At 47.2% G+C, this 305-nt stretch carries 1 protein-coding gene (only partly in view); it reads right to left on the reverse strand.

Annotated elements, in window-relative coordinates:
* Window positions 1-187, reverse strand: the start of a protein-coding gene (locus B2751_RS04430) for a diguanylate cyclase domain-containing protein (protein WP_422653595.1). 1055 nt of this gene lie to the left of the window's left edge; 187 of the gene's 1242 nt are visible here — the first part of the coding sequence; the start codon lies at window positions 185-187; its stop codon lies beyond the left edge, outside the window.
* Between the last annotated feature and the right edge of the window lie 118 nt (window positions 188-305).

Raw genomic sequence — 305 nt, forward strand, 5'->3', positions numbered from 1 at the left:
TGATGGCCTCGATCCTGCATTTCTTGTGCGACTTGGTTGAGTTCTTGATCGTACAGACGATACATACTCGATTCATATTCTTCCGCTTGTCCTGCCAAAGCAGCGTAGGTCTCGACTTTTGGAGCACGTAATAGATCATCGAGCGTTTGTGTATAGGCAGCCATCTGTTCCCGCATTGTTGCGACATCTTGCCGTCCCGTATCGTCCTGAAGAGGAATCACATCATACAATGATTTGATGAGTGATGCCTGGCGTATCGGTAAATCAATCCGCATCTGCTGAATCCGTAATCGATCAATCGAGCT

Origin of the sequence: Exiguobacterium sp. UBA6282, from assembly GCF_002440475.1 — a bacterium.
In the GTDB taxonomy this organism is placed as follows: domain Bacteria; phylum Bacillota; class Bacilli; order Exiguobacteriales; family Exiguobacteriaceae; genus Exiguobacterium_A.